The organism is Pseudomonas guariconensis (genome assembly GCF_900102675.1).
Lineage (GTDB): Bacteria > Pseudomonadota > Gammaproteobacteria > Pseudomonadales > Pseudomonadaceae > Aquipseudomonas > Aquipseudomonas guariconensis.
Window position 1 is genome coordinate 1 of sequence record NZ_FMYX01000014.1, and the last position, 19,892, is coordinate 19,892.

The 19,892-nt window shown below is 63.0% G+C and carries 17 protein-coding genes; 10 read left to right on the forward strand and 7 right to left on the reverse strand.

What is annotated here, in order from left to right:
- Positions 1-218 precede the first annotated feature (218 nt).
- Together BLS27_RS20130 and BLS27_RS20135 are read left to right on the forward strand one after the other, a co-directional pair.
- Positions 219-1,160, forward strand: a complete 942-nt coding sequence (locus tag BLS27_RS20130; RefSeq protein WP_090346597.1) for an AEC family transporter — start codon at positions 219-221, stop codon at positions 1,158-1,160.
- A gap of 54 nt (positions 1,161-1,214) precedes the next feature.
- Complete coding sequence (locus BLS27_RS20135) at positions 1,215-2,573, forward strand: amino acid permease (RefSeq protein ID WP_043213224.1); 1,359 nt, start codon at positions 1,215-1,217, stop codon at positions 2,571-2,573.
- A 120-nt stretch (positions 2,574-2,693) separates the two neighbouring features.
- On the opposite strand, the gene BLS27_RS20140 is transcribed toward BLS27_RS20135, so the two are convergent.
- The 6 genes from BLS27_RS20140 to gatC form a co-directional block, all read right to left on the reverse strand.
- Positions 2,694-3,068, reverse strand: a complete 375-nt coding sequence (locus tag BLS27_RS20140; protein ID WP_043213226.1) for a carboxymuconolactone decarboxylase family protein — start codon at positions 3,066-3,068, stop codon at positions 2,694-2,696.
- A 10-nt stretch (positions 3,069-3,078) separates the two neighbouring features.
- Positions 3,079-4,122 (reverse strand): calcium/sodium antiporter, encoded by a 1,044-nt coding sequence (locus BLS27_RS20145; protein ID WP_070577098.1) that lies wholly within the window; start codon positions 4,120-4,122, stop codon positions 3,079-3,081.
- A gap of 61 nt (positions 4,123-4,183) precedes the next feature.
- On the reverse strand, positions 4,184-4,558 hold the full coding sequence (locus tag BLS27_RS20150; protein WP_090346600.1) for a septal ring lytic transglycosylase RlpA family protein: 375 nt from the start codon (positions 4,556-4,558) through the stop codon (positions 4,184-4,186).
- 139 nt (positions 4,559-4,697) lie between these two features.
- Positions 4,698-6,143: an Asp-tRNA(Asn)/Glu-tRNA(Gln) amidotransferase subunit GatB gene (gene gatB, locus BLS27_RS20155; protein WP_090346604.1), complete on the reverse strand. Its 1,446-nt coding sequence runs from the start codon at positions 6,141-6,143 to the stop codon at positions 4,698-4,700.
- Between the two features lie 11 nt (positions 6,144-6,154).
- Positions 6,155-7,606 (reverse strand): Asp-tRNA(Asn)/Glu-tRNA(Gln) amidotransferase subunit GatA, encoded by a 1,452-nt coding sequence (gene gatA, locus BLS27_RS20160; RefSeq protein WP_043213233.1) that lies wholly within the window; start codon positions 7,604-7,606, stop codon positions 6,155-6,157.
- A 15-nt stretch (positions 7,607-7,621) separates the two neighbouring features.
- Positions 7,622-7,909, reverse strand: a complete 288-nt coding sequence (gatC, locus tag BLS27_RS20165; RefSeq protein WP_043213235.1) for an Asp-tRNA(Asn)/Glu-tRNA(Gln) amidotransferase subunit GatC — start codon at positions 7,907-7,909, stop codon at positions 7,622-7,624.
- Between the two features lie 201 nt (positions 7,910-8,110).
- Between gatC and mreB the strand changes: the two genes are divergently transcribed.
- The 8 genes from mreB to tldD all read left to right on the forward strand — a co-directional run bounded on the left by mreB (position 8,111) and on the right by tldD (position 19,206).
- Positions 8,111-9,148 (forward strand): rod shape-determining protein MreB, encoded by a 1,038-nt coding sequence (gene mreB / locus BLS27_RS20170; RefSeq protein ID WP_039575577.1) that lies wholly within the window; start codon positions 8,111-8,113, stop codon positions 9,146-9,148.
- 211 nt (positions 9,149-9,359) lie between these two features.
- Positions 9,360-10,379 (forward strand): rod shape-determining protein MreC, encoded by a 1,020-nt coding sequence (mreC, locus tag BLS27_RS20175; protein WP_232095248.1) that lies wholly within the window; start codon positions 9,360-9,362, stop codon positions 10,377-10,379.
- Entirely contained in the window at positions 10,379-10,867 is a 489-nt protein-coding gene (gene mreD / locus BLS27_RS20180; RefSeq protein WP_043213239.1) for a rod shape-determining protein MreD, read from the forward strand. Before mreC ends, mreD begins: the two co-directional genes overlap by 1 nt.
- Before the next feature lie 33 nt (positions 10,868-10,900).
- On the forward strand, positions 10,901-11,500 hold the full coding sequence (locus BLS27_RS20185) for a Maf family protein (protein ID WP_043213242.1): 600 nt from the start codon (positions 10,901-10,903) through the stop codon (positions 11,498-11,500).
- A gap of 54 nt (positions 11,501-11,554) precedes the next feature.
- Positions 11,555-13,012: a ribonuclease G gene (gene rng, locus BLS27_RS20190; protein WP_043213244.1), complete on the forward strand. Its 1,458-nt coding sequence runs from the start codon at positions 11,555-11,557 to the stop codon at positions 13,010-13,012.
- Between the two features lie 82 nt (positions 13,013-13,094).
- Complete coding sequence (locus BLS27_RS20195; protein ID WP_090346608.1) at positions 13,095-16,913, forward strand: YhdP family protein; 3,819 nt, start codon at positions 13,095-13,097, stop codon at positions 16,911-16,913.
- On the forward strand, positions 16,913-17,764 hold the full coding sequence (locus BLS27_RS20200) for a carbon-nitrogen hydrolase family protein (RefSeq protein WP_090346610.1): 852 nt from the start codon (positions 16,913-16,915) through the stop codon (positions 17,762-17,764). The genes BLS27_RS20195 and BLS27_RS20200 overlap by 1 nt, the downstream gene beginning before the upstream one ends.
- A gap of 2 nt (positions 17,765-17,766) precedes the next feature.
- Positions 17,767-19,206 carry a metalloprotease TldD gene (gene tldD, locus BLS27_RS20205; RefSeq protein WP_043213252.1) on the forward strand — a complete coding sequence of 480 codons (1,440 nt, stop codon included), beginning with the start codon at positions 17,767-17,769 and terminating at the stop codon, positions 19,204-19,206.
- Between the two features lie 72 nt (positions 19,207-19,278).
- On the opposite strand, the gene yjgA is transcribed toward tldD, so the two are convergent.
- A complete protein-coding gene (gene yjgA, locus BLS27_RS20210; RefSeq protein WP_043213253.1) occupies positions 19,279-19,800 on the reverse strand; it encodes a ribosome biogenesis factor YjgA in 522 nt (173 codons plus the stop codon).
- Positions 19,801-19,892 lie beyond the last annotated feature (92 nt).

Genomic DNA, 19,892 nt, shown 5'->3' on the forward strand with positions numbered 1-19,892 from the left:
CCGCATGTGGGAGCCAGCGGTTTTTGCCTACTTTTGCCCAAGAGCAAAAGTAGGTCGCCGTAAAGGCGAAAAGCGCCGGTGGCGCCCCCACCAAACCCGGATATTCACCCAGCCTGAAAGCCAAACTTGCAGGAAGCTTCCTAAATCACCGCCAATTCCCCGCAACTCCCACCGCTCGCGTATCATTAGCCCCCTAACGGCAACCCCCAGGACCCGCAATGCTCGCCCTCCTCATCCAGACGCTGAACATCACGGCCCCGGTGTTCGCCATGCTGTTCATGGGCGTGCTCCTCAAACGCATCCGCCTGATCGACGACAGCTTCATCAAGGTCGCCTCGACCCTGGTCTTCAATGTCTGCATGCCAGCCTTACTGTTCCTGGGTATCTATCACGCCGACCTCGCCACCGCAGTCAAGCCCGGAGTACTGGTCTATTTCATCATCGCCACCCTGGCAGGCTTCGCCATGGCCTGGGGCCTGGCCATCTGGCGCTGTCCGCCTGTCGACCGGGGCATCTACACCCAGGGCGCCTTTCGCGGCAACAACGGTGTGATCGGCCTGGCCCTGGCGGCCAGTCTGTACGGTGACTACGGCATTTCCCTGGGGGCAGTGCTCGCGGGGTTGGTAATCCTTTTGTACAACTCCCTGTCGGCAGTGGTCCTGGCGGTCTACAGCCCGGACCTGAAGTCCGACCCCTGGAGCATCTGCAAGAGCATCCTGAGCAACCCGCTGATCATCAGCGTGCTGCTTGCCGCCCCCATGGCTTACGCCCAGATTCCATTGCCCAACTGGTTGCTCACCTCCAGCGACTACTTGGCGCAAATGACCCTGCCGCTGGCACTGATCTGCATCGGTGGCACCTTGTCCCTCGCGGCGCTGCGTGACAGCGGCAGGCTGGCGATCGATGCCAGCCTGGTCAAGGTTGTCTGGCTGCCATTGCTCGGCACGCTGAGCGCCTGGTTATGGGGTTTTCGAGGAGCGGAACTGGGCATCCTGTTCCTCTATATCGGCAGCCCGACCGCCGCTGCCAGCTATGTGATGGCGCGGGCCGCCAATGGCAATCATGAGCTGGCAGCCTCGATCATCGTGATTACTACGCTACTTGCTGCGATCACCACCAATATTGGCATTTTCATCTTGCAGTGGGGCGGATGGATCTAGATCCTTGACTGCAAATAACACCAACAACACTGCCTCCCGAATTGAGGACACTTCATGCAAGACCAGAGCACGCCCGAGCGGTTGCAGCGCGGGCTGAAGAATCGCCACATCCAGCTTATCGCGCTGGGCGGGGCCATCGGCACCGGGCTTTTCCTGGGAATCGCCCAGACCATCCAGTTGGCCGGCCCGTCCGTTCTGCTGGGCTATGCCATCGCTGGATTGATGGCTTTTCTGATCATGCGCCAACTCGGCGAGATGGTGGTCGAAGAGCCGGTCGCTGGCAGCTTCAGCCACTTCGCCCATCAGTACTGGAGCGAGTTCGCAGGTTTTGTCTCAGGCTGGAACTACTGGGTGGTGTATGTGCTGGTCGGCATGGCCGAACTCACGGCCGTCGGTATCTACGTGCAGTACTGGTGGCCGGATTTCCCCACCTGGGCCACCGCAGCGATCTTCTTCGTGGTGATCAACGCCATCAACCTGACCCAGGTGAAGGTCTACGGTGAACTGGAGTTCTGGTTCGCCCTGGTCAAGGTGGTGGCCATCGTCAGCATGATCGGCTTTGGTGCCTGGCTGCTGGGCAGTGGCCATGGCGGGCCGGACGCCAGTGTTGCCAACCTGTGGCAGTACGGTGGGTTCTTCCCCAACGGCATCACCGGGCTCATCATGGCCCTGGCGGTGATCATGTTCTCCTTCGGCGGGTTGGAACTGGTGGGAATCACCGCTGCTGAAGCGGACAACCCCCGTGAAAGCATTCCGAAGGCCACCAACCAGGTGGTCTATCGCATCCTGATTTTCTACATCGGCGCCCTTGCGGTGCTGTTGTCGCTCTACCCTTGGCAGAAAGTCGTGCAAGGCGGCAGCCCGTTCGTGATGATCTTCCACGAACTGGATAGCGATCTGGTGGCGACCATCCTCAACATCGTGGTGCTCACCGCTGCGCTGTCGGTGTACAACAGCTGCGTATACGCCAACAGCCGCATGCTGTTCGGCCTGGCCAGCCAGGGCGATGCCCCGCGTCAATTGCTGAAAGTCAGCCGCCGGGGTGTGCCGCTGACCGCGTTGGGTGTCTCTGCGCTGGCGACAGGGCTTTGCGTGCTGATCAACTATCTGATGCCGGGGGAGGCCTTCGGCTTGCTGATGGCGCTGGCAGTATCGGCACTGGTTATCAACTGGGCGAGCATCAGCATCACCCACCTGAAGTTCCGCAAGGCCAAGCTGGCGGCGGGCATCATGCCGTTCTACCGCAGTCTGGGACATCCGCTGACCAACTACCTGTGCCTGGCATTCATCGTGTTGATCTTGGTGGTGATGTACCTGACGCCACCGATCCGCATTTCCGTGATGCTGATCCCGCTGTGGATCGCGGTCTTGTGGGTGGCGTTCAAGTTGAAGAAGGCTCGCCAAGCCAGATAAGAACGGCGGCGGCTTCGTCGCGGATGAATCCACTTCCACAGGTGTTGCGCACTGAATGAAGGCAGCGCAATACCTGTGGGTGTGGTAAGGCCGCGAAGCGGAGGGGCATTGAAGACGGCTTCAGCCTTCGTAGCTGTCGATCACTTCCTGTGCCGCGCGGAACGCATCGATTGCCGCTGGCACCCCCGCATACACAGCGCAGTGCAGCAGCGCTTCGCGAATCTCTTCCACGGTGCAGCCGTTGTTCAATGCACCGCGGACATGGCCTTTGAGCTCCTGAGGGCATTTGAGGGCGGTCAAGGCGGCCAAGGTGATCAGGCTGCGGGTCTTGAGTGGCAACCCTTCACGGGCCCAGACGCTGCCCCAGGCGTGTTCGTTGACGAAGTCCTGCAGTGGCTGGGTGAAGTCGGTGGCGTTGTTCAGTGCCCGGTCGACGAACGCATCGCCCATGACCTGGCGGCGTATCTGCTCGCCGGATTTTCTCGAGTCGGTCATATCCAATTCCTTAGTGTTGACGGCGCCAGGCGCGTACCGTGGTGTACAGCAGCACCAGGCCGAGCACGGGCATTACGTAGAACAGCATGAGCCGCTCCAGGCGGCCAGCCAGCGGCATGCCGGTGGTGAACGCCACCACATGCAGGCCATAGGCCAGATACAGGCAAAGGAACACCAGGCCTTCAGCGCGGGTGACCCGGTAGCCGGAATAGAACACCGGCAGGCTCAGTGCCGCGACGCCCAACATCACCGGTAAGTCGAAGTCCAAGGCATTGGGTGAGATCGACAAGGGTGTCGGGGTGACCAGGGCGGTCAGACCCAGCACGGCCAGCAGGTTGAACAGGTTGCTGCCGATCACCGTGCCTACTGCGATCTCCCGTTCACCTCGCAAGGCGGCGATCAATGCTGCTGCGAGCTCGGGCAGCGATGTGCAGACCGCGACAACCGTAAGGCCGATGATTCGCTCGGAAAGACCCAGGTCGGTGGCGACCTCGACCGCCGCCTCCAGCAGCAGGTGGCCTCCCAGGCTCAGCAAGCCCAGGCCGAACAGTACTTGCAGCGCGGCGCCGCTCCAGAAGCGTGGAGCGCTGCTATGAATGGCCTCGGGGGCCGGGTAGGTCCGGGCGTAGTGGCGTGACTGGTGCCAGAGCATGGCCAGATAACCCAGCAGACCAAGCAAGAGCAGCAGGCCTTCGAGCCGCCCCAGCTGTCCGTTGATTGCCAGCAGATAGACCAGCGCGCTGGCGGCGATCATCAGCGGGATGTCCAGACGCACCAGTTGCCGGGAAACCCGCAAGGGAATGATCAACGCAGCCAGGCCGAGAATCACCAGCACATTGAAGATATTGCTGCCGACCACGCTGCCCACTGCGACGTCCGGTGCCCCCTGGTAGGCCGCTTGCAGGCTCACGGTCAGTTGCGGCGCGGTACTGCCGAAAGCCACCAGACTCAGACCGATGATCAGCGGGCGTACGTGCAGGCGCGTGGCCAGGCGCAAGGCAGCGCGTACCAAAAGCTCCGCGCCGATGACGAGCAGCACGAGGCCCACGCCCAGTTGCAGAAGGCTGAAGGTGGGAAGGGTGGCCAGGTCGAAAATGGTTGGGACTCCTGTCAGATCAGTCGCTCAGCCCTTGTACCCGGACGCGCGCCGTTCCGCTACGGATCATCCCGATTTTTTCTGCGGCAGCCCGTGACAGGTCGATCAGTCGGCCTCGCGTGTGCGGGCCGCGGTCGTTGATACGCACGACGACGCTGCGCTTGTTGCTCAGGTTGGTCACCAGTACGCGGCTGCCAAAAGGCAGGCTGCGGTGGGCGGCGGTCAGGCCATGCTGGTTGAAGGGTTCGCCGCTGGCGGTGCGTTTGCCGTGGTGACGGGAGCCGTAATAAGAGGCAGTGCCGGTCTGGTCGTAACCGCGGGAATCGATATCGTGACTGGCGCAGCCGGCCAGCAGGGAAAAGAGGGCGAGGGTGCCGAGGGAACGCTTGATCAAGTCGAAAGCTCCAGGACTGCGGTTTCAGGGCGCTACGCACCCCATCGCCTGCTTCGCCAGCGTCCACAGGATGGCGGCTATACCTCCTGCGGAAGCTGGCGATGCCTGCGTTGGACTGCCTAGCAGCCCCAGAACAGAATCACCCTTCGAGCTTGGCTTTGAGCAATTGGTTCACTTGCCCCGGGTTGGCTTTGCCCTTGGATGCCTTCATTGCCTGGCCGACGAAGAAGCCGAACATCTTGCCACGCTTGGCCTCGTCGGCGGCGCGGTACTGTTCGACCTGTTCGGCGTTGGCAGCGAGCATCTCGTCGAGCATCTTTTCGATCGCACCGGTGTCGGTCACCTGCTTGAGGCCTTTGCTTTCGATGATGCTGTCAGCGTCGCCTTCACCGGCGGCCATGGCCTCGAACACTGTCTTGGCGATCTTGCCGCTGATGGTGTTGTCACGGATGCGCAGCAGCATGCCGCCGAGCTGCTCGGCAGTGACGGGGGCTTGGTCGATCTCCACCCCCAGCTTGTTGAGCAGGCTGCCCAGCTCGACCATCACCCAGTTGGCGGCGAGCTTGGCGTCGCCACCGATGCGGGCGACTTCCTCGAAGTAGTCGGCCTGTTCGCGGCTAGCTGCCAATACGTTGGCGTCATAGGCCGACAGGCCGTACTGGCTCTGGAAACGCTCGACTTTCTGCTGCGGCAGTTCCGGCAGGCTGGCGCGGGTAGCTTCGAGGAAGGCGTCCTCGATCACCACTGGCAGCAGGTCCGGGTCGGGGAAGTAACGGTAGTCGTTGGCCTCCTCCTTGCTGCGCATCGAGCGCGTTTCGTCTTTGTTCGGGTCGTACAGACGGGTTTCCTGGACAACCTTGCCGCCGTCCTCGATGAGGTCGATCTGGCGTTGGATCTCGCTGTTGATCGCACGCTCGATGAAGCGGAACGAGTTGACGTTCTTGATCTCGCAGCGGGTGCCGAACTCGGTCTGGCCTTTCGGGCGGACCGAAACGTTGCAGTCGCAGCGCAGCGAGCCTTCGGCCATGTTGCCGTCGCAGATACCCAGGTAGCGGACCAGGGCGTGGATTGCCTTGACGTAGGCCACGGCTTCCTTGGCGCTGCGCATGTCCGGTTCGGAGACGATTTCCAGCAGTGGCGTACCGGCGCGGTTCAGGTCGATGCCGGTGGAGCCGCTGAAGTCTTCGTGCAGGCTCTTGCCGGCGTCTTCCTCCAAGTGCGCGCGGGTGATGCCGATGCGCTTGATGGTGCCGTCTTCCAGGGCGATGTCCAGGTGGCCCTTGCCGACGATCGGTAGGTCCATCTGGCTGATCTGGTAGCCCTTGGGCAGGTCCGGGTAGAAGTAGTTCTTGCGCGCGAACACGTTGCGCTTGCCGATTTCGGCGTCGATCGCCAGGCCGAACATGCAGGCCATGCGCACGGCTTCCTGGTTCAGCACCGGCAGAACGCCGGGCATGCCGAGGTCGACCAGGCTGGCCTGGGTGTTCGGCTCGGAGCCGAAGGTGGTGGCGCTGCCGGAGAAGATCTTCGACTGGGTGGCGAGCTGGGTATGAATCTCCAGCCCGATCACAACTTCCCATTGCATGTGTGAATTCCTCAGAAGCCGTTAGGGGCGCGGGTGTGCCAGTCGGTGACTTGCTGGTAACGGTGCGCGACGTTGAGCAGGCGGCCTTCCTGGAAGTACGGCGCCAGCAGCTGCACGCCGACCGGCAGGCCTTCGACGAAGCCGGCTGGCATCGACAGGCCCGGCAGGCCGGCCAGGTTGGCGGTAATGGTGTAGACGTCTTCCAGGTAGGCGGCGACCGGGTCGCTGCTCTTGGCACCGAGCTTCCAGGCCGGGTTCGGCGTGGTTGGGCCGAGGATTACGTCGACCTGCTCGAAGGCGGCCATGAAGTCGTTCTTGATCAGTCGGCGGATCTGCTGCGCCTTGACGTAGTAGGCGTCGTAATAGCCAGCCGACAGGGCGTAGGTGCCGACCATGATGCGCCGTTGCACTTCGATGCCGAAGCCTTCGCCGCGGGAGCGCTTGTACAGGTCGGTGAGGTCCTTGGGCTCCTCGCAGCGGTAGCCGAAGCGCACGCCGTCGAAGCGCGACAGGTTGGAGGAGGCCTCGGCGGGCGCGATCACGTAGTACGCCGGGATCGCGTGCTGCATGTTCGGCAGGCTGATTTCCTTGATCACCGCGCCGAGCTTTTCGAGCTCCTTGACGCTGGCCTGGATCAGGTCGGCGATGCGTGGGTCGAGGCCGGCACCGAAGTATTCCTTCGGCAAGCCGATGCGCAGGCCTTCGAGCGGTGCATTCAGGCTGGCGCTGTAGTCCGGCACCGGCTCGTCGATGCTGGTGGAGTCCTTGGCGTCGAAGCCGGCCATGCCCTGCAGCAGCAAGGCGCAGTCCTCGGCGGTGCGAGCCATCGGGCCGCCTTGGTCGAGGCTCGAGGCGTAGGCGATCATGCCCCAGCGCGAGACGCGACCGTAGGTCGGCTTCAGACCGGTGAGGTTGGTCAGTGCAGCCGGCTGGCGGATCGAACCGCCGGTGTCGGTGCCGGTGGCGGCCGGCAGCAGGCGCGCGGCCACTGCAGCGGCGGAACCACCCGAAGAACCGCCAGGGACGTGCTCGAGGTTCCAGGGGTTCTTCACCGGGCCATAGTGGCTGGATTCGTTGGCCGAGCCCATGGCGAACTCGTCCATGTTGGTCTTGCCCAGGGTGACCATGCCGGCTTCGGCCAGCTTGGCGACCACGGTGGCATCATAGGGCGCCTTGAAGTTGTCGAGCATCTTCGAGCCGCAGCTGGTGCGGATGCCGTTGGTGCAGAACAGGTCCTTGTGGGCGATCGGTGCGCCGAGCAGGGGGCTGTTCTCGCCGGCAGCGCGACGGGCGTCGGCGGCGCGGGCCTGTTGCAGGGCCTGCTCTTCGGTAATGCTGATGAAACTGTTGATCTGAGGGTCGAGCTGCTTGATGCGCGCCAGCAGGGCGCCGGTCAGCTCTTCGGAGGAAAACGACTTGTCGGCGAGTCCACGGGTGATCTCGGCCAGGGTCAATTGATGCATGGCAGGCTGTTTCCCTTACTCGATGACTTTCGGAACCAGGTACAGGCCGTTTTCGGTCGCCGGGGCGATGGCCTGGTAGCGGTCACGCTGATTGCTTTCGGTAACCTGGTCGGGGCGCAGACGCTGGCTGGCCTCCAGAGGGTGGGCCAGGGGTTCGATGCCGTTGGTGTCGACGGCTTGCATCTGGTCGACCAGCCCGAGAATACTGTTCAAGGCATCGGTAATGCGTGGCAGTTCGCCTTCATTCAGGCCCAGGCGGGCCAGATGGGCGATCTTTTCCACGTCGCAGCGTTGAAGCGCCATGGGGATCTCCAGGAAAAACGGAACGGATAGGGTCCGTGGTGAGGAACATGCCAGCCGATCGATGGTCATACGGCCGCGATCATCTGCTGGCGTGCTCGGAAAAACTGCCAATTTAACATATTGGCTCCTTGCCCAAAATCCCCGCCATTGTTAGAGTTTGCCGCACTTTTTTACCCACGCTTTGCCTAGGGTCACTTTCCCATGTTCAAGAAACTGCGTGGCATGTTTTCCAGCGATCTGTCCATCGACCTGGGTACTGCCAACACCCTTATCTACGTGCGTGAGCGCGGTATCGTCCTGAATGAACCCTCGGTCGTTGCCATTCGTACCCACGGCAACCAGAAAAGCGTCGTCGCGGTCGGTACCGAGGCCAAGCGCATGCTGGGCCGTACGCCTGGCAACATCGCTGCCATTCGTCCGATGAAGGACGGCGTGATCGCCGATTTCAGCGTTTGTGAAAAAATGCTGCAGTACTTCATCAACAAGGTTCACGAGAACAGCTTCCTGCAGCCCAGCCCGCGTGTGCTGATCTGCGTGCCGTGCAAATCGACCCAGGTAGAGCGCCGCGCCATTCGCGAGTCCGCCCTGGGAGCCGGTGCCCGTGAGGTGTTCCTGATCGAAGAACCGATGGCCGCAGCCATTGGTGCCGGCCTGCCGGTAGAGGAAGCCCGCGGCTCGATGGTCGTGGACATCGGCGGTGGCACCACGGAGATCGCGCTGATTTCCCTGAACGGCGTGGTCTACGCCGAATCCGTGCGGGTAGGTGGTGATCGCTTCGACGAAGCCATCGTGACTTACGTACGCCGCAACTATGGCAGCCTGATCGGCGAATCCACCGCCGAGCGCATCAAACAGGAAATCGGCACCGCCTACCCGGGCGGCGAAATTCGCGAAGTCGACGTTCGTGGCCGTAACCTGGCTGAAGGCGTGCCGCGGGCCTTCACCCTCAACTCCAATGAGGTGCTCGAAGCCCTGCAGGAATCCCTGGCAACCATCGTCCAGGCGGTCAAGAGCGCCCTGGAGCAGTCGCCGCCAGAGCTGGCTTCGGACATCGCCGAACGTGGCCTGGTGTTGACCGGTGGCGGTGCGCTGCTGCGTGACCTCGACAAGCTGCTGGCCCAGGAAACCGGCCTGCCGGTGATCGTCGCCGAAGATCCTCTGACCTGCGTTGCCCGCGGTGGTGGTCGTGCACTGGAGATGATGGACAAGCACGCCATGGATCTGCTCTCCAGCGAGTGATCCCATACGGTCCATGCATGCATGGATTGTGTTCGCCCGGTTTACAGGTAGCACGCACAGTGCTACCTGTATGCGCTGGGCTGGCGTCCGTCCGGGCGTCGTTTCCGTTAACCCGCAAGCAGGCCGGTGCATTGCTTCATGTCCAATGACCTCCTGAATCGTCGTCCACGAGGAACGGCCCATTAAACCGCTTTTCTCCAAGGGCCCCTCGCTGGGCGTTCGTCTCCTGGTACTGGTGGTGCTGTCGGTCGCGCTGATGGTGGTCGATTCGCGCTTCGCGGTGCTCAAGCCAGTGCGCAGCCAGATGGGGCTGGTACTGATGGAATCCTATTGGGTCACCGACTTGCCGCAACGCCTGTGGCAGGGTGTGGCCAGCCAGTTCGGCAGCCGTACCGAATTGATCGCGGAAAACGAAAAACTCAAGACCGAAGCCCTGTTGCTGCAAGGGCGGCTGCAGAAGCTGGCGGCCCTGACCGAGCAGAACGTGCGGTTGCGCGAATTGCTGAACTCCTCGGCGCTGGTCAATGAGAAGGTCGAAGTGGCCGAACTTATCGGCGTGGACCCCAACCCCTTCACTCACCGCATCCTCATCAACAAGGGCGAGCGTGACGGCGTGTTCCTCGGTCAGCCGGTGCTCGATGCCCGTGGCCTGATGGGGCAGGTGGTCGAGTTGATGCCTTACACCTCGCGCGTTCTGTTGCTGACCGACACCACTCACAGCATTCCGGTCCAGGTCAACCGCAACGGCCTACGGGCCATCGCCAGCGGCACCGGCAACCCGGAGCGTCTGGAGCTGCGTCATGTGGCTGACACGGCTGACATCAAAGAGGGCGACCTGCTGGTCAGCTCCGGGATGGGCCAGCGCTTCCCTGCAGGTTACCCGGTGGCCACCGTCAACGAAGTGATCCACGATTCCGGTCAGCCATTTGCGATCGTGCGCGCGATTCCCACCGCCGCGCTCAACCGCAGCCGCTACATGTTGCTGGTGTTCAGCGACCGGCGCACGGCCGAGCAGCGTGCTACCGATGCCGGGATCGCCCAGGAAGAGGCCGATCGCAAAGGCGCGACGGGCACCAACGGCCAGGGTACCGGCGAAGGCGGGCAGGGTACGCCTGCCACGACACCTGCCCCAGCGGCCGCCCCCGCCGCGCCTGTGGTCCCTGCACCTGCTGCTGCCCCTGCCGCGCCGGCATCGGCTCCCGCAGCACCGCCCCCCTCCCGGAGACAATGATGGCTCGCTCCCGCAGCAAGAACGGCTGGGTGATCTGGCTGACATTCATCATCGGCCTGTTGCTCAGCGTTTCGCCAATGCCCCAGTTCATGGAAGTGTTCCGGCCCATGTGGCTGGCCATGCTGGTGTCCTTCTGGACCTTGGCGGTGCCCAACAAGGTCGGCATGACCACTGCATTCATTCTCGGTCTGGCAGAGGATGTGCTGTACGGCACCCTGTTAGGGCAGAACGCCCTGATCCTGACGCTGATCACGTTCCTGGTACTGTCCTTGCAACAGCGCCTGCGTATGTATCCCATGTGGCAGCAGAGCCTGGTGATCCTGGTGATCTTCGGCATCGCCCAGCTGATCCAGCTGTGGCTCAGCGCCCTGACCGGTAACCGCCTGCCCACGCTTGCATTGGTCTGGTCGGCGGTCATCAGTGCCTTGCTCTGGCCATGGATCAGCTTTGCCCTGCGCGATTTGCGCCGACGCTTGCACATCAACTGACGGCAACGCCGAATCTGACAGGGAGATGTCGACATGACCCCGCTGTACCTGGCCTCAGGCTCGCCACGCCGTCGTGAACTGCTGGCGCAGATAGGCGTCCCGTTCACCCTGGTCGCTGCCCCCATCGATGAAACTCCGCTACCAGGCGAAGGCGCTGCCGATTATGTCGAGCGTCTGGCCCGGGCCAAGGCGGCTGCAGGCCTCGCCCAGGTTCAAGGCGCTGGGGTGGTGTTGGGGGCCGACACCGCCGTGGTGCTCGATGGCCGCATCCTCGGCAAGCCCGAAAACCGTGAACATTCCCTGGCCATGCTGGCCGAACTTTCCGATCGCGAGCACCAGGTGCTCACCGCCGTCGCCTTGACCGATGGCCAGCGGTGCCTGAGCGCCTGCGTGGCGAGCACCGTGCGTTTCCGTGCGATCGGCGCAAGCGAGGCCGAGCGCTATTGGGCCAGTGGCGAACCGCAGGACAAGGCCGGTGGCTATGCCATCCAGGGCCTTGGTGCGGTCTTCGTCACCGGTCTTACCGGCAGCTACTCGGCCGTGGTCGGCCTGCCTTTGAGCGAAACCGCCGATCTGCTCGGGCAGTTCGCGATTGCATGCTGGCAACAGCACGAGGTTCCAGCGCCGCGCTAGCCAGCTACTCGACCGCGATCCATCATTACCGAACACCTTTGACGAGAGCCTGCCATGAGTGAAGAGATCCTGATCAACATCACCCCGATGGAGTCACGTGTGGCAGTGGTGGAAAACGGTGTCCTGCAAGAGGTCCACGTCGAGCGCACACAGCGTCGGGGCATTGTCGGCAACATCTACAAAGGCAAAGTGGTACGCGTCCTGCCCGGCATGCAGGCGGCTTTCGTCGACATAGGCTTGGAACGCGCTGCCTTCATCCACGCCTCGGAAATCTCCCAACGTGAAGGTTCGGCGGTGGAGAACATCACCGCCTTGGTCCATGAAGGCCAGGCGCTGGTGGTCCAGGTGACGAAGGATCCGATCGGCACCAAGGGCGCCCGCCTGACCACCCAGTTGTCGATCCCGTCGCGCTACCTGGTATACATGCCACGCAGCAGCCACGTGGGTATTTCCCTGAAAATCGAGGATGAGGCCGAGCGCGAGCGCCTCAAGCAAGTGGTCAGCGATTGCGTGGAAAAAGAAGACATCAAGGACGCTGGTGGCTTCATCCTGCGCACCGCCGCCGAGGGCGCCCGGACCGACGAAATCCTCCAGGACATCCGTTACCTGCGTCGCCTGTGGGAGCAGATCGGCAGCCAGATCCAGACCTGCGGCGCCCCGTTGGTCATCTACGAGGATCTGGGGCTGGCCTTGCGTACCCTACGTGACCTGGTCAATCCGAAGATTGAGAAGATCCGCATCGATTCTCGAGAAACCTTCCAGAAAACCACGCAGTTCGTCGCCGAACTGATGCCTGAGATCGCCGACCGCCTCGAACACTATCCGGGCGAGCGGCCGATCTTCGACTTGTATGGCGTCGAGGACGAGATCCAGCGCGCCCTGGAGCGCAAGGTGCCGCTCAAGTCCGGTGGCTATCTGGTGGTCGATCCTGCCGAGGCGATGACCACGATCGATGTCAACACCGGTGCCTTCGTCGGCCATCGCAACCTCGAAGAGACCATCTTCAAGACCAATCTCGAAGCGGCTACTGCCATTGCCAGACAACTGCGCCTGCGCAACATCGGCGGGATCATCATCATCGACTTCATCGACATGGAGGACGAGGAGCATCAGCGCCAGGTGCTGCGCACCCTGGAAAAGCAGCTCGAGCGGGATCACGCCAAGACCAACATCATCGGCATCACTGAGCTGGGCTTGGTTCAGATGACCCGCAAGCGCACCCGTGAAAGCCTCGAGCAGGTGCTGTGCGAGCCCTGCATCGCGTGCCAGGGACGCGGCAAGCTGAAGACGCCCGAGACCGTGTGTTACGAAATTTTCCGGGAGATCCTCCGTGAGGCCCGGGCATACCAGGCCGAGGGTTACCGGGTTCTGGCCAATCAGAAAGTCGTCGATCGCCTGCTGGACGAGGAGTCCGGCAACGTTGCCGAACTGGAGGCTTTCATCGGTCGGACCATTCGCTTCCAGGTCGAATCCATGTACTCGCAGGAACAATACGATGTGGTGCTGCTCTGACTCGTTCTGAAACCTTTATGCGGTCGGGCGTGCTGGCAAAGCCACGGTACCGAGCCATAGTTAAGGCACGACTTGGAGGGCCATGGCCATGGGACGTCTGACCCACGTTCTAGGCGCCTTGACCCGCTGGGGGCTGGGATTCTGCGCCCTGCTGGCGGTGCTGGTGGCGCTGTACGTCAGCCTCGGTCGGGAACTGGTCCCCTTGGTGGCCGAATACCGTGCCGAAGTAGAAAGCAAGGCCGAGCAAGCCTTGGGGCTGCCGGTGCATGTCGGTGCCCTCGAGGGACGCTGGAGTGGCCTGGCACCGGTGCTGCGGGTGCGCGACCTGCAAGTGGGCGAGGGCGCCTCGGCATTGCGCCTGGATGAAGTCAAGGCCGTTCCTGACCTGTGGGCCAGCCTCAAAGCGCGCGAACTGCGTCTGGCGCGTATCCAGCTGGGCGGTCTGCAACTGATCCTGCGTGAGGACGAACAGGGCGCATGGGCGCTCGAAGGGCTGCCCCGCAAGGACGATACGCCTTTGGACCCCGCCCAGGTCCTGCAACGCTTGCGACAACTGGGCAGGGTCGATGTCTTCGACAGTCAGGTGACCCTCCATCCCTGGCAACGCGATCCTCTGACCCTCACCTATGTGAGCCTGGGTTTGCAGGCCGGTGCGTCCCGCCAGGCCCTGGATCTTCGCGCGACATTGCCGGATGGTCAGCCCATGGCCATCAATGTGCATAGCCGCGCCAATGCCCAGGCCTGGCGCGACGGTGAATTCGAAGCCTACCTGAGCCTGCCGCAAAGCGATTGGGCCCGCTGGCTGCCGCCACGTCTGTTGGGGCAGTGGAAGGCTCGTACCTTGCGGGCGGGGGGAGAATTCTGGGTCGATTGGGGGCGGGGCCAGTTGCAACGGGCGGTAGTGCGGCTCAATGCGCCGCAGCTGCGCGGTGCCTACAGCGAGCGCAAAGCGGTGACCCTCGATAACCTGGCTTTGACCGCCTGGCTCCAGCGCGGCAAGGACGGTTTCGAAGGTGTGGTCGATTCGTTGGCCGTCAGCATCGGCAAGCAGCGTTGGGAAACCCATGTACAGCTCAAGCAGCAGGTCGGCGAGGAGGCGAACCAGGAAAGCTGGCAGATCCAGGCCGACCGGCTTGACCTGACGCCGCTGACGCCGCTGGTCCAAGGGCTGGCGCCGTTGCCGGAAAAACTCATGGCCGTGGTAGACGCCCTAAAGGTCACCGGAGCGCTGCGCAATGTGCGCCTGGACGTGCGCCCCAAGGCTGAGGGAGACCAGCGCCTGCAGTTCGCCGCCAACCTCGAGAAGGTCGGCTTCGATGCCTATCACGGCGCCCCGGCAGCCGGTAACGTGAGCGGTAGCATCAGCGGCGACCTGGGCAAAGGCGAACTGCGCCTGGATACCGACGCCTTCATGTTGCATCTGTATCCCATCTTCGCCAAACCCTGGCACTACCAGAAGGCCAACGCACGGCTCACCTGGCGCCTGGACCAGGAAGGCTTCACCCTGATCGCCCCTTACATCAAGGTGCTGGGTGAAGAAGGCAAGATTGCCGCTGACTTCCTCATCCGCTTGTTGTTCGAGGAAGGCCGCGAGGATTACATGGATTTGCGCGTCGGCCTGACCGAAGGTGACGGGCGCTACACTGCCAAGTACCTGCCCGAGGTGCTCAGTCCTGCCCTGGACGAGTGGCTGCGCAGCGCTATCGTCAAAGGCAACGTCGATGAAGGCTATTTCCAGTATCAAGGCTCGCTGAACCATGGCGCATCGCCCGAAGCGCGGAGCATCAGCCTGTTCTTCAAGGTGCACGATGCGGCGCTGGACTTCCAGCCCGGCTGGCCGCAGGTGCAGCAGGTCGATGGCGATGTGCTGATCGAGGACAGCGGCGTGCGCATCAAGGCCCGGCATGGCCAACTGCTCGACACCCAGGTCAGTGATGTCAGCGTCGATATCCCTCATGTGGCGGCTGGCGAGCACAGCCATCTGTACCTTGATGGGGATTTCGATGGTCGTCTGAGCGATGGCCTGAAGATTCTCCAAGAGGCTCCGATCGGCACTGGCGAAATGTTTGCCGGTTGGGAGGGCGAAGGGCCGCTCAAGGGTAAGGTCAAGCTCGATATTCCCCTGGCCCATGGCGAGCACCCCAAGGTGCAGGTCGATTTCGCCACCGCCGATGCGCGCCTGAAGGTCGCCCCGCCGAGCCTGGAGTTGAACCGTTTGAAAGGCGACTTCAGCTTTGATCTGGACAAAGGCCTAAGTGGCAAGAGCATCACCTTGCAGGCCTTCGGCAAACCGGTCACCGCGCAGATTTTCGCTGAGGGCAAGCCCGGTCAGATCCAGACCCGCATCGATGCCAGTGGCCAGATGCCCCTCAAGGCACTGACCGACTGGCTGAAATTCACCCAGCCGCTGCCCGCATCAGGCGATCTCCCCTTCCAGTTACAAATCAACCTGGGCAGTCGCGATAACCGGCTGAGCGTCAACTCCTCGCTCAAAGGCCTGGCAATCGATCTGCCTGCCCCATTCGGCAAGGCCTCTCAGGACACCCGCGACAGCCGTTTCAGCATGACGCTCAAAGGGCCTGAACGGCGTATCGATGCCAGCTACGGTGAGCTTGCCCGCTTCGCCTATGCTGCACCAGCCGCCACGCTGGCCCAGGGGCGCGGGGAGCTGCTGCTGGGCGGTGGCACCGCACAACTGCCGTCTGGCCAGGGCCTGCGGGTGCGGGGGCGGATCGAATCGCTGGATATTGCACCCTGGCAAGCGCAAATGGAGCGCTTCGCAGGTCAAGATCCAGGCGGCAATGCCCGGCAGAACCTGCAGGGCGTGGACTTGAGCATTGGCCAGCTCAAGGCGTTTGGCCTCGATCTGAACCAGGCGGTCGTGCGTCTGGCCCGTGGCAGTGGTGCCTGGGACGCACGTCTGGACAGCCGGGAGGTCATTGGCAACGCGCGCCTTCCCGATGCCAAGTCGGCGCCGATTGTCGTCAGATTGCAAACCTTGCGCCTGCCGCCTGGGGATCCTGCGGGCAAGCAGCCTGAGGATGCGCCGGACCCGCTCGCGGATTTCGACCCGCGCAAGGTGCCGGCCCTGGATGTGACGATCGACAAGCTGTACCGCGGAGATGATCTGTTCGGTAGCCTGGCGGTCAAACTGCGCCCTACACCGCGCGGCATGATTTTCGATGACGTCGACCTGGACCTTAAAGGCCTGCGTATCGATGGAAGCGGTGGCTGGGAAGGCGAGCCAGGGAGTACCGGCAGCTGGTACAAAGGCCGCCTGGAGGGCAAGAACCTGGCCGATGTACTCAAGGCGTGGGGCTTCGCGCCCACCGCCACCAGCCGTGACTTCCGCCTCGACGTGGATGGTCGCTGGCCTGGCTCGCCGGCGTGGGTGGCGCTCAAGCGTTTCTCCGGAAGCCTGGATGCCGCCTTGCGCTCCGGTCAGTTCGTCGAAGTCGAAGGCAGTGCCCAGGCACTGCGGGTATTCGGCCTGCTCAACTTCAACTCCATTGGTCGGCGTCTACGCCTGGACTTCTCCGATCTGTTCGACAAAGGCCTGGCCTACGACCGGGTCAAGGGCTTGCTGGTAGCAAGCCAGGGGGTCTATGTGACCCGCGAGCCGATCACTATCAAAGGCCCCTCGAGCAACTTCGAACTCGATGGCACGTTGGACCTGGTGAGCGATCGCGTCGATGCAAACCTGCAGGTGACCTTGCCGGTCACCAACAACCTGCCGCTAGCCGCCTTGATCGTCGGCGCACCGGCTGTCGGTGGCGCCCTGTTCCTGGTGGACCGGCTGATCGGTGATCGTGTGTCGCGCTTTGCCAGCGTGAACTACCGCATCGAGGGGCCCTGGAAAGAGCCTAGAATGACCTTTGTGAAACCTTTCGAGAAACGCTAATGAAGTCAGCGGTCATCCAGATGGTCAGCCAGGACGATGTGCTGGCCAACCTGCAGCGCGCCAGGGCTCTGTTGGAGCAGGCTGCCGACGGCGGCGCCCGGCTGGCGGTGCTGCCGGAGAACTTCGCCGCCATGGGGCGGCGCGATGCGGCGGCGATCGGCCACGCCGAAGCCCTTGGTCAGGGCCCGATCCTGCCCTGGTTGAAACGCACGGCCCGCGACCTCAGGTTATGGATTGTGGCCGGCACCCTGCCATTGCCGCCTGCCGACCAGCCAGATGCAAAGGCCCATGCCTGCTCTTTGCTGATCGACGAGGACGGTGAGGTCGCGGCGCGTTACGACAAGCTGCACTTGTTCGATGTGGATGTGGCTGACAGCCGCGGGCGCTATCGTGAGTCCGATGACTATGCCCACGGCAGCCAGGTGGTGGTCGCCGATACGCCGGTCGGTCGTCTGGGTCTCACGGTGTGCTACGACTTGCGCTTTCCCGAGCTGTACAGCGCCTTGCGCGAGGCCGGTGCGGAACTGATCAGCGCTCCGGCGGCCTTCACCGCTGTGACCGGCGCGGCCCATTGGGAAGTGCTGATTCGTGCGAGGGCGATCGAAACCCAGTGCTACCTATTGGCGGCAGCCCAGGGCGGCACTCATCCGGGACCACGGGAAACCCATGGTCATGCGGCGATCATCGACCCTTGGGGACGGATCATCGCCGAACAGGCGCGCGGCGAAGGCGTATTGCTGGCCGAGCGCGACAGCGCAGAACAGGCGTCCATCCGGACGCGAATGCCGGTTGCCTTGCACCGGCGCTTTTTCTCGCAGGACGCCTTGCGGCCTGCGCACACCTCGGAGTGACTATGAGCCAGATGTTATCCACCGTCAGCGAACAGCTGCTGGCCCCGGGCGGACTGACCCTGGACAGCCTGCAGGCTGTGCTTGGCGAGTTGGCGGGGCCCGGTATCGATGCAGCCGACCTGTACTTCCAGGGGCAGATTTCAGAGACCTGGGCGCTGGAGGACGGCATCGTCAAGGAAGGCAGTTTCAACCTTGACCAAGGCGTGGGCGTGCGTGCTCAGTCCGGTGAGAAGACCGGCTTCGCCTACAGTAATGCCATTAACCTCGAGGCCCTGACCTCGGCGGCCCGTGCCGCGAGATCGATTTCACGCGCTGGGCAGGAAGGCCGCGTACAGGCCTTCCGCAGCCAGGATGTGGTGGCCCTGTACGCTCCGGACAATCCGCTGGACGTGCTCAGTCGCGCCGAAAAAGTCGAGCTGCTCAAGCGCGTGGATGCGGCCACTCGCGCTCTGGATCCGCGTATCCAGCAGGTCACCGTGAGCATGGCCGGGGTCTGGGAGCGGATCCTGGTGGCCGCGGTCGATGGCAGCCTGGCAGCTGATGTTCGCCCGCTGGTGCGCTTCAACGTCAGTGTGATCGTCGAGCAGAACGGTCGCCGCGAGCGCGGTGGCCAAGGCGGAGGCGGGCGTACCGACTACCGCTATTTCACCGAGGAGCGGGTCATGGGGTATGCCCGGGAGGCGCTTCGCCAGGCGCTGGTCAACCTCGAAGCCAAGCCGGCCCCGGCAGGTACCTTGCCGGTGGTCCTCGGCCCGGGCTGGTCCGGCGTACTGCTGCATGAAGCGGTGGGCCATGGCCTGGAAGGGGACTTCAACCGCAAGGGCAGTTCGGCCTACAGCGGGCGTATTGGCGAGCAGGTGGCCTCGACGCTGTGCACCATCGTCGACGACGGCACGCTCGAGGGGCGCCGTGGTTCGCTGAGCGTGGACGACGAGGGGACCCCGACCGAGTGCACCACGTTGATCGAGAACGGCATTCTCAAGGGCTACATGCAAGACAAGCTCAATGCACGCCTGATGGGCATGGCGGTCACCGGCAACGGACGGCGCGAATCCTATGCCCACCTGCCGATGCCGCGCATGACCAACACCTACATGCGCGCCGGTGACAGCGACCCACAGGAAATCATCGCCTCGGTGAAAAAGGGTATCTACTGCGCCAACCTCGGTGGTGGCCAGGTTGATATCACCAGCGGCAAGTTCGTGTTCTCGACCAGCGAGGCCTACCTCATCGAGGATGGCAAGATCACAGCGCCGGTCAAGGGTGCGACCCTGATCGGCAATGGTCCGGAGGCGATGAGCCGGGTTTCGATGGTCGGCAACGACCTGGCTTTGGACAGCGGCGTCGGGACGTGCGGCAAGGATGGGCAATCGGTGCCGGTAGGCGTTGGCCAACCGACCCTGAAACTGGACGCGATCACCGTGGGTGGTACAGGCGCGTGACAAGGGTAAAGGACCGCATTGCGGTCCTTTGGGATTTCACCGGGGTTGCATGTCAGCCCCGGGACGAGGACCTCAGCGCAGGCCCCGTTGGGTCTCGTCGAGGTCGCGTATGTATTTGAAGACCTTGCGCGCGGCGGCCGGCGGTTTGTTCCGGGCCTTCTCGTGCTGGGCATGACGGATCAGCGAGCGCAGGTGCTGGCGGTCGGTGTCGGGATACTCGTTGACGAAGCGCTCGAGGTCTTCGTCATTGCCATCGACCAGGCGATCGCGCCAACGCTCCAGGTTATGGAAACGTTCGTTGTACTGGCGGCTCGAGCTGTCGATTTGTTCGAGCAGTGCATGGATGGCATCGATGTCCTGATCGCGCATCAGCTTGCCGACGAACGACATATGGCGTTTGCGAGCACCATGAGCAGTGTGCTTGTGGGCTTCGGCCAGTGCCCGGCGCAGCTCGTCGGTCAGGGGCAGGCGAGCCAGGGTATCGGCCTTGAGCGTGGTGAGGCGCTCTCCGAGCTCGACCAGCGCATGCAGCTCGCGCTTGATCTGGGTTTTGCTTTTTTCGCCGTCGAAGGCGTCGTCGTAAGAATCAACCATGGTGGCAGTCCGCTAGAAATCGCCGCCATGATAACCAGTCGGGGGCCGCTTGTCCGGCCCGGTCGTAGAATGACCCTAGCCGTACGCAGAAT

What these genes read in the sequence shown, in the direction of transcription:
- BLS27_RS20130 (WP_090346597.1), top strand. Translation starts at nt 219, where the DNA reads ATGCTCGCCCTCCTCATCCAGACGCTGAACATCACGGCCCCGGTGTTC.
- BLS27_RS20135 (WP_043213224.1), top strand. Translation starts at nt 1,215, where the DNA reads ATGCAAGACCAGAGCACGCCCGAGCGGTTGCAGCGCGGGCTGAAGAAT.
- BLS27_RS20140 (WP_043213226.1), bottom strand. Translation starts at nt 3,068, where the DNA reads ATGACCGACTCGAGAAAATCCGGCGAGCAGATACGCCGCCAGGTCATG.
- gatB (WP_090346604.1), bottom strand. Translation starts at nt 6,143, where the DNA reads ATGCAATGGGAAGTTGTGATCGGGCTGGAGATTCATACCCAGCTCGCC.
- gatA (WP_043213233.1), bottom strand. Translation starts at nt 7,606, where the DNA reads ATGCATCAATTGACCCTGGCCGAGATCACCCGTGGACTCGCCGACAAG.
- gatC (WP_043213235.1), bottom strand. Translation starts at nt 7,909, where the DNA reads ATGGCGCTTCAACGCTGCGACGTGGAAAAGATCGCCCATCTGGCCCGC.
- mreB (WP_039575577.1), top strand. Translation starts at nt 8,111, where the DNA reads ATGTTCAAGAAACTGCGTGGCATGTTTTCCAGCGATCTGTCCATCGAC.
- mreD (WP_043213239.1), top strand. Translation starts at nt 10,379, where the DNA reads ATGGCTCGCTCCCGCAGCAAGAACGGCTGGGTGATCTGGCTGACATTC.
- BLS27_RS20185 (WP_043213242.1), top strand. Translation starts at nt 10,901, where the DNA reads ATGACCCCGCTGTACCTGGCCTCAGGCTCGCCACGCCGTCGTGAACTG.
- rng (WP_043213244.1), top strand. Translation starts at nt 11,555, where the DNA reads ATGAGTGAAGAGATCCTGATCAACATCACCCCGATGGAGTCACGTGTG.
- BLS27_RS20195 (WP_090346608.1), top strand. Translation starts at nt 13,095, where the DNA reads ATGGCCATGGGACGTCTGACCCACGTTCTAGGCGCCTTGACCCGCTGG.
- BLS27_RS20200 (WP_090346610.1), top strand. Translation starts at nt 16,913, where the DNA reads ATGAAGTCAGCGGTCATCCAGATGGTCAGCCAGGACGATGTGCTGGCC.
- tldD (WP_043213252.1), top strand. Translation starts at nt 17,767, where the DNA reads ATGAGCCAGATGTTATCCACCGTCAGCGAACAGCTGCTGGCCCCGGGC.
- yjgA (WP_043213253.1), bottom strand. Translation starts at nt 19,800, where the DNA reads ATGGTTGATTCTTACGACGACGCCTTCGACGGCGAAAAAAGCAAAACC.